Source organism: Burkholderia sp. Ac-20379 (genome assembly GCF_017104645.1).
In the GTDB taxonomy this organism is placed as follows: Bacteria; Pseudomonadota; Gammaproteobacteria; order Burkholderiales; family Burkholderiaceae; genus Burkholderia.
On sequence record NZ_JAAGPF010000349.1, the window covers coordinates 1 to 7,618 of the forward strand.

8 protein-coding genes and 1 pseudogene are annotated in these 7,618 nt (G+C 69.5%); 3 read left to right on the plus strand and 6 right to left on the minus strand.

The genetic code is table 11. The features are described 5' to 3' along the window. A partial coding sequence (locus G3N92_RS28495; protein ID WP_206130919.1) for a LysR substrate-binding domain-containing protein occupies positions 1–659 on the plus strand: 659 nt, incomplete at its 5' end. On the opposite strand, the gene G3N92_RS28500 is transcribed toward G3N92_RS28495, so the two are convergent. Further along, on the minus strand, positions 635–1,057 hold the full coding sequence (locus G3N92_RS28500; RefSeq protein ID WP_206130920.1) for a hypothetical protein: 423 nt from the start codon (positions 1,055–1,057) through the stop codon (positions 635–637). The genes G3N92_RS28495 and G3N92_RS28500 overlap by 25 nt on opposite strands. 248 nt (positions 1,058–1,305) lie before the next feature. Between G3N92_RS28500 and G3N92_RS28505 the strand changes: the two genes are divergently transcribed. Then, positions 1,306–2,208, plus strand: coding sequence for a LysR family transcriptional regulator (locus tag G3N92_RS28505; protein ID WP_206130921.1), 903 nt, complete (start codon positions 1,306–1,308; stop codon positions 2,206–2,208). A 15-nt stretch (positions 2,209–2,223) separates the two neighbouring features. Here the strand turns inward: G3N92_RS28505 and G3N92_RS28510 are convergent, their stop codons facing one another. The 4 genes from G3N92_RS28510 to G3N92_RS28525 all read right to left on the minus strand — a co-directional run bounded on the left by G3N92_RS28510 (position 2,224) and on the right by G3N92_RS28525 (position 5,603). Continuing rightward, positions 2,224–2,940, minus strand: a complete 717-nt coding sequence (locus G3N92_RS28510; protein ID WP_206130922.1) for an SDR family oxidoreductase — start codon at positions 2,938–2,940, stop codon at positions 2,224–2,226. A 68-nt stretch (positions 2,941–3,008) separates the two neighbouring features. Then, on the minus strand, positions 3,009–3,680 hold the full coding sequence (locus G3N92_RS28515) for a peroxiredoxin-like family protein (RefSeq protein WP_206130923.1): 672 nt from the start codon (positions 3,678–3,680) through the stop codon (positions 3,009–3,011). Positions 3,681–3,709: 29 nt separating this feature from the next. After that, positions 3,710–4,270 (minus strand): carboxymuconolactone decarboxylase family protein, encoded by a 561-nt coding sequence (locus G3N92_RS28520; protein ID WP_206130924.1) that lies wholly within the window; start codon positions 4,268–4,270, stop codon positions 3,710–3,712. 220 nt (positions 4,271–4,490) lie between these two features. Then, positions 4,491–5,603, minus strand: coding sequence for an NADH:flavin oxidoreductase/NADH oxidase (locus G3N92_RS28525; RefSeq protein ID WP_206130925.1), 1,113 nt, complete (start codon positions 5,601–5,603; stop codon positions 4,491–4,493). Between the two features lie 235 nt (positions 5,604–5,838). Between G3N92_RS28525 and G3N92_RS28530 the strand changes: the two genes are divergently transcribed. Continuing rightward, positions 5,839–6,783 carry a LysR family transcriptional regulator gene (locus tag G3N92_RS28530; protein ID WP_206130926.1) on the plus strand — a complete coding sequence of 315 codons (945 nt, stop codon included), beginning with the start codon at positions 5,839–5,841 and terminating at the stop codon, positions 6,781–6,783. 64 nt (positions 6,784–6,847) lie between these two features. On the opposite strand, the pseudogene G3N92_RS28535 reads toward G3N92_RS28530, so the two are convergent. Continuing rightward, positions 6,848–7,522: pseudogene (locus G3N92_RS28535) on the minus strand (XdhC family protein); the annotation flags it as partial. Positions 7,523–7,618 lie beyond the last annotated feature (96 nt).

Here is a 7,618-nt window from a genome sequence, read left to right on the forward strand (position 1 = left end):
CGCTGCGGCGCGCCGCGAGCGGGCAGGGCGACGGCGTGCGCGGCACGGTGCGGCTGACCGCCAGCGAGGTGATCGGCGTTGAAGTGCTGCCGCCGATCCTGGTGGCGCTGCGCGAGGCGCATCCGGCGCTATCGATCGAGCTGGTGCTGTCGAACCGCGTGGAAGACCTGCTGCATCGCGAGGCCGACATCGCCGTGCGGATGTTCCGCCCCGAGCAGGCGGCGCTGGTGGCGCGCCATGCCGGCACGCTCGAGATCGGCCTGCATGCGCACGAGCGCTATCTGGCGCGCTGCGGCACGCCGCGCACGCTGGCCGACCTGACGCGGCACACGGTGATCGGCTACGACCGCGAGACGGCGTTCACGCGCGCCGTGGGTGGCATCTTCGCGCCGCTCGGCCGCGACGATTTCGCGTTCAGCGCCGACAGCGATCTCGCGCAACTGGCCGCGATCCGCGCGGGTTTCGGCATCGGTTTCTGTCAGACGGGTTTGGCGGCGCGCGATCCGGCGCTGCGCCGGGTGCTGCCGCGCGCGGTGTCGCTGCCGCTGCCGGCCTGGGTGGCGATGCACGAGGATTTGCGGCGCAGCGCGCGCTGCATGGCCGCGTTCACGGCGCTCGCCGACGGCTTGGCGGCCTATGCGCGCGGCACGCGGGTGTGAATCGCGCCCGGTATGTCGATAATGCCCGGGAGAAATAAAATCGATGCGGCGATTTTCCGGTGAGCTGCGTGCGATCGCAGATTAATATTGAAACTAATTTTCGGTAATGAAATTTCAGGTGCAATGCATGGCGAATCGTCATGATTGATGCCCGCGCTTTGATAGTGCGGCGCGGCCTTGCGGAAGGCGCTGCCATGCGCCGAAAAGGCCGGCAAGGCCCAATGCCTCGGCTTGCCTGTCAGAAATATCAGATATTGGGAAAGAAAAAACGCGTTCGATAAATATCGCTTGTTCATCGGGCGTCGGATTGTTAATCTGCATTCCCGATTCGGCGCGATGTCGATTCCCGTATCGGCAATTTTCCGAATCCCATTACCGAATAACAGCCAGGGAGCCATGCACTCCCGCATTCCGAGCGAGCCGAGGAACCTGCGTTCCGAAGCCGGCGAACCGAGAGGCGGCCAACGCCTCCGAACCTGAGAGCCTCATCGTGCCCCGCGGCGCGGCGTCGTGACGAAAGCGGTTTCGCTTGTCACGGCACCGCGCCGCGGGGCGTTTCTTTTGGCGTTCGTCCGTTGGCTGTTGCGGGCTAGACTGCACGCTCGCGCGCACCCGCAACTTGTCCGACTCAGGGAGAAACGATCCGATGGACCGAATGGCAGCGATGGAAACCTTTGTCGCGGTGGTGGACGCCGGCTCGTTTTCGGCCGCCGCGCGTCGTCTGGAACTGGGCCAGCCGGCGGTATCGAAATCGATCGCCCAACTGGAGGCGCATCTCGGCGCGCGGCTGCTGCTGCGCTCGACGCGCGGTCTCACGCCCACCGACGCGGGCCGGCGCTTCTACGAGCACGCGCGGCTGTCGATCGAGGAAGCCGATCAGGCCGAGCAGGCGGTGCGCGATTCGTCGACGGGCCTGTCGGGCCGGCTGCGGATCGGCGCGGCCGTCACGTTCTCGCGCCTGCATGTGCTGCCGGTGCTCAAGCGCTTCGTCGACCGCCATCCCGATCTGCAGCTCGACATCATCCTCGACGATCGCGCGATCGACCTGCTGGGGGAAGGCGTGGACGTGACGCTGCGCATGGGCACGCTCGACGATTCGTCGATGACGGCGCGCCACATCGCCAGCAGCCGGCGGGTCGTGGTGGCCACGCCGGCCTATCTGGCCGAGGCCGGCGCGCCCGCGACGCCCGCCGCGCTGAGCGGCCATCAGGTGATCGTCTATTCGCAGCGCGGCGGCGGCGAATCCTGGTCGTTCCGCCGCGACGGCGCGGAGGTGGCCGTGGCCGTATCGGGCCGGGTGCGCGTCAACGCCGCCGAGGGCATGCGCACCGCGGTGCTCGGACACATGGGGTTGGCGATCGCGTCGGAATGGATGTTCGGCCCGGAACTGGCGCGCGGCGAAGTGCGCACGGTGCTGAACGACTGGACGCTGCCCGGCGTGGATTTGTGGGCGGTGTTTCCGGCCGGGCGGATGGTGACGTCGAAGGCGCGCGCGTTCGTCGATTTCGTCGAGGAAGTGATGGCCGGCGAGCAGGCCGGGCCCGCCTGAGCGCCGGCCGGCGCACTAGAACGCGCGGCGGCCGATTGATGCGCCGCCGTCGACGAACAGCGTCTGGCCGGTGATGAACCCGGCGTCGTCGGACAGCAGGAACGCGATCGCCGCGGCGATCTCGTCGGGCGTGCCGAAGCGGCCCATCGGCACGCCCGACAGATAGCGGCGCTCGCCTTCGCTGCCGGGCGGATTGTTGGCGCGGAACAGCTCGGTTTCGGTCGGGCCGGGGGCGACCGCGTTGACGGTGATGCCGGTGCCGGCCAGTTCGAGCGCCCACGAGCGCGAGAAGCTGACGAGCGCGGCCTTGGCCGCCGCGTACGCGGTGCGCTCGGCGATGCCGAGGATCGTCAGGCTGGACACGTTGACGACACGGCCCCAGCCGCGTTCGCGCATGCCGGGCAACAGCGTCTGCACGGTTTGCACGGCGGGGTGCAGGTTGACGGCGAGCACCTCGTCGAGCGTGTCGAGATCGACCTCGCCGAGCTTTTGCGGCCGTACCAGGCCGACATTGTTGATCACCCCGTCGAACGCGTGGCGCGTGGCCAGCGCGCGCAGCGCCGCGCCGGTGGCGGCCGGATCGGCCAGATCGACGCTCGCCAGTTCGCCGGGAAAATCGCCGGGGCCGCGCGCCAGCCCGACCACGCGATGGCCGGCTTGCGCGAGACGGTGGCCAAGCGCGAGGCCGATGCCCTTCGAGGCGCCGGTGATGAGAAACGTGCGTGACTGCATGGGTCCTCCTTGTCGGTTAGGAACACGCGGCGGCCCGCGCCGGCGAGGTGCGGGCCGCCTGCGAAGCGTCAGCGCGCGGCGGCCGCGCGCGCCAGCACCGGGAACATGTCTTCCGGCTCGGGGCGGCGCGTGTAGTCGGGATCGATTTCCGAGTACAGCACCGTGCCATCGCGGCCGATCACGTAGCGGGCCGGTATCGGCAGCGTCCACGACGGATCGCCGTTCGCCACCGGCAGGTCGTTCTTCAACTGCCGGTACAGCGTCACGAGATAGTCGGGCAACGCGAAGCGCAGGCCGAACGCCTCGGCCGTCGCGCCGTGCGCGTCGCTGAGCACCGGAAAATCCAGGCGGTTCTCGCGCACCGACTTGCGGCTGTTCGCGGGCGTTTGCGGCGAGATCGCCACGAGGTTCGCGCCGTATTCCCGCAGCCGCGGCAGCGCCGCGTTGAGCGCCTGCAACTCGAGGTTGCAGTACGGGCACCACACGCCGCGATAGAACGTGACGACGAGCGGCCCCTGCGCGAGCAGGGCGGCCGACGACACAGTGTTGCCGTTCGGGTCGGGCAGCGTGAACGACGGCGCGCGATCGCCGGCCTTGACGGCGCGGCCGGCCTGGCCGCTGGCCACCAGCTCGGCGGTGGCGCGTTCCATCACCGGATGAATCTCGGCGGGTGCGCGATAGGGCGGCTTGCCCGCGCGGAAATCGGCCTTGAAGGCGTCGAGTGTCTGTTGCAACGTCATGATGTTCTCCGATGCGTGTGCCGGGCCGGTCAGGCTGCGGCCGGCTTGGTCCACTCGTTGCCCTTCATGAACGCGTCGTACTCCGTATGAACGAGATGGTTCGTGTAGTTGCTCATCACCTTGGTGGCGACGCCGAGCACCACTTCGAGCACATTGCGGCGCGTGTAGCCGGCGGCCAGGAAGGCCGCGATCTCGGCGTCCGGCACGAAGCCGCGCTCACGCACGACGATCGTCGTCAGGCGATGCAGCGCTTCGAGCTTCGGGTCGGGCAGCGGCGTGCCGGCGCGCAGCGCGGCGATCGCCTCGGGGGCCATGCCGATCATCTTCGCCAGCGTGCTGTGGCCCGCCATGCAGTAGTGGCAGTCGTTCTCGAAGTTCGCGGTGAGGTAGACCACCTGCTGCTCGTGCGGCGTCAGCGTGCTCTTGCCGAACAGATCCCAGAGCGCGGAGTAGCCGGCCAGCAGTTCCGGCGATTCGGCCATGTGCGATTGCAGGTTCGGCACGAAACCGAAGGCCTGTCTGGCGCCTTCGAGCAGGGGCCGCGAGGCGGCCGGGGCGGTGTCGATCGTGTGGGACGGGAAGGTGTTCATGATTCGCTCCTGGTGTGTTGCGGGTTGGGGTGAGCGAATGATGCGTGGCGGGGGGCGGGCGAAGAAGGCGGGGCGCGGCGATAACACTCATTCCCGGCAGGCATGGGCGGCCGGGCGGCGGGCGAAAAAAAACGGCGGCACCGGGGTGCCGCCGTCTGGCGTGCGCTGCGTGCGACGGCCGCGCGCGGCCGTGCGTCATGCGAGATTCAGGCGGGCGATCTCAGGCATCCGTTGCGATCGCCGGCGCGTAGCGCTCCAGCCAATGCGCGTACGGCGCGGGCAGCACCCACGACGGCCGCTCGACGCCGAGCTTCTTCGCCGCGTAGTACGGGTAGTGCGGATCGGCCAGATGCGCGCGGCCCACCATCACCAGATCGAGCTGGCCGTTTTCCACGGCGCGGTTCGCGACCGCCGGATCGTCGATGCCCCAGGCCGACGACACCGGCAGGCCGGCCTCGCGCTTGACGCGCTCGGCGATCGGCGCGAGGAAGCCCGGCCCCCACGGAATGTTCGCGTCGGGCGTCGAGAAGCCCACGCTCACGCTCAGCATGTCGAGGCCGCCGCGCTTGAAATCGCCGACCAGACGGATCGAGGCGTCGAGCGTGGCCGCATCGTTGCCGTCGTATTCGAGCACGCCGAAACGCGCCGTCAGCGGCAGGCGTTCGGGCCAGACTTCGCGCACGGCCGCCAGCGTCTCGTTGAGGAAGCGGCCGCGCTTGACCCAGTCGCCGCCGTATTCGTCGGTGCGCTGGTTGGCGTGCGGCGAGAAGAAGCTCTGCGCCAGATAGCCGTGCGCGAAGTGCAGCTCGAGCCACTCGAAGCCGGCGGCCAGCGCGCGACGCGCGGTGGCGGCGAAGTTCTCGCGCACGCGGGCGATGTCCGCATGCGTCATTGCCTGCGGCACCTTCGGCAGATGCTTGCCGAACGCGCTGGCCGACGGCGAAATGGTTTGCCAGCCGCCGGGCGCGTCGTTGGCGATGTGGTCGTCGCCTTCCCACGGGCGGTTCGCGCTGGCCTTGCGGCCGGCGTGGGCGATCTGGATGCCCGGCACGGCGCCGGCGGCCTTGATCGCCGCGGCGATGCGCGCGAGGCCTTCGATCTGGGCGTCGTCCCACAGCCCGGTGCAGCCCGGCGTGATGCGGCCTTCCGGCGCCACGGCCGTGGCTTCGACGATCACGAGGCCGGCGCCGCCGCGTGCGAGGCTGGTGTAGTGGGCCAGATGCCAATCGGTGACGAAGCCGTCGACGGCGCTGTACTGGCACATCGGCGGCACGGCGATACGGTTGCGCAGCTTGGCGTCCTTCAGGACGAACGGGGAAAACAGGGCAGTCATGCGGTAAGCCTCTCGGTCGGATGACGGGATCGTGCGCGGGGCCGCACACGGCGGACGCACGAATCAGGGTTTCCACGGAGTCTAGTGGAGCCTCGCCATAATGAAAACTATCTGCCGATTATGGTTTTGATAAACATGGCTTATTGCGATGGCGCGGTGCGACACCCGCGGCGGCATTCGCCGTGATACCGTGCGCCACTGTCCCGTCTTGGCCGGCCCATCCGGCCCTCTTGCCATGCGCTCGCGTCACGACAATCTGTCCAGTGGAATCGCCGTGTTCGTGGCCGTCGTGGAGACGGGCACCTTCGCCGCCGCCTCGGAGGCGATCGGCATGACGCCGCCGGGCGTCAGCCGCGCGATCGCCCGGCTCGAGAAACGTCTCGGCATCCGCTTGTTCAACCGCACCACGCGCTCCGTCTCGCTGACCGACGAAGGGCGGCGTTTTCACGAGCGCGTGCTGCCGCATCTGGCGGGGCTGGAGGAAGCGGCCGCGACGGCGGCCGGCGATGCGGCCGGGGTGCGCGGCCGGCTGCGCGTCAATCTCGATCCGGTGTGTTACGCGCTGGTGCTCGGCGCGCCGCTCGGCCGCTTCATGGATGCGCACCCCGAGCTCGATCTCGAATGCATCGCGCGCGATACGGTGGGGGATCTGGTGCTGGACGGCTTCGATCTGGCGATCCAGTTCGGCGAGCCGAAGGCGTCGACGCTGATCGCCCGCAAGCTGCTCGACACGGCGGTGGTGACGGTGGCCGCGCCGGCTTATCTGGCGCGTCATGGCCGCCCGGCCAAGCCCGAGGATCTGGCCGGCGGCGGCGCGCATCGCGTGCTCGAATTCCGCGATCCGCTGACGGGGCGGCCGTTCCGCTGGGAGTTTCATCGCAAGCGCAGGCACGTCGAGGTGGCCACGCGCGGGCGGCTCACGCTCAACGATCCGTCGGCGCAGATGAACGCGTGCCTGGCGGGCCTCGGCGTCGCGCAGATGCTGGCGATCGCGGCCGAGCCGATGATCGCCGCCGGGCAGCTCGTGAACCTGTTCCCGGATTGGTCGGACGAGCGCTTTCCGCTCTATGCCTATTACCCGTCGCGCCAGCACCTGCCGGCGCGCACGCGGGTGTTTCTCGATTTCGTGATCGGGCTGGCGGATGCGGCGCAGGGGAAGGCCGCGGCGGTGCGTTCGTAACGCGGGGCGTTGCCTTGGTGGCGGGTTCGGCCCGTCGGCGCGCGCATCGCCTCGTGCGGCCGTTTCAGCTCGCCAACGCGAGCGACGCCGATGTCACCCCGCACGCCTGCGCGATCGCATCGGCCGCCTCGTCCTCCTGCTCCGCGCGCTTGCCCGTGGCCACATCGCTCGGCTGCCGGCCGATCGTCACGCCGTTGCGGCAGGCCGTCAGCTCGGCCAGGATCGAGATCGCGATCTCGGGCGGCGTGCGGCTGCCGATATACAGGCCGATCGGCCCGCGCAGCCGCGCGATCGCCGCCGCGTCGAGATCGAACAGCGCGAGCCGCTCGCGCCGCGCCGCGTTGTTGCGTCGCGAACCGATCGCGCCCACGTAGAACGCGGGCGTGCTCAGCGCCTCCAGCAACGCGAGATCGTCGAGCTTCGGATCGTGCGTGAGCGCGATCACGGCAGTGCGCGCATCGGGCCGCAGCGCGATCACCGCGTCGTCGGGCATGCCGCCGACGAGCCGCGCGCCGGGCACGTCCCACTGCCCGGTGTGCTCCACGCGCGGATCGCAGACGCTGACGTCGTACCCCAGCCCGAGCGCGCCGCTCGCCACGTAGCGGCCCAGTTGCCCCGCGCCGATCAGCAGCAGCCGGTAGCGCGGGCCGTGCAGCGTGACGAGCCGCCGGCCGTCGAAGCGCAGCCCGCGCTCGGCATGGCCCGCCGCCACCGTGGCCGCGCCGCTGGCGAGCTCGAGATCGGAAGAGCGCCGTGTAGGGCAAGGGCGTTGGTGGCTGTGTATATTTCGCTGGTCGCCCTTCTATTGACAGAACGTATTGTTACGTGTCTCGCA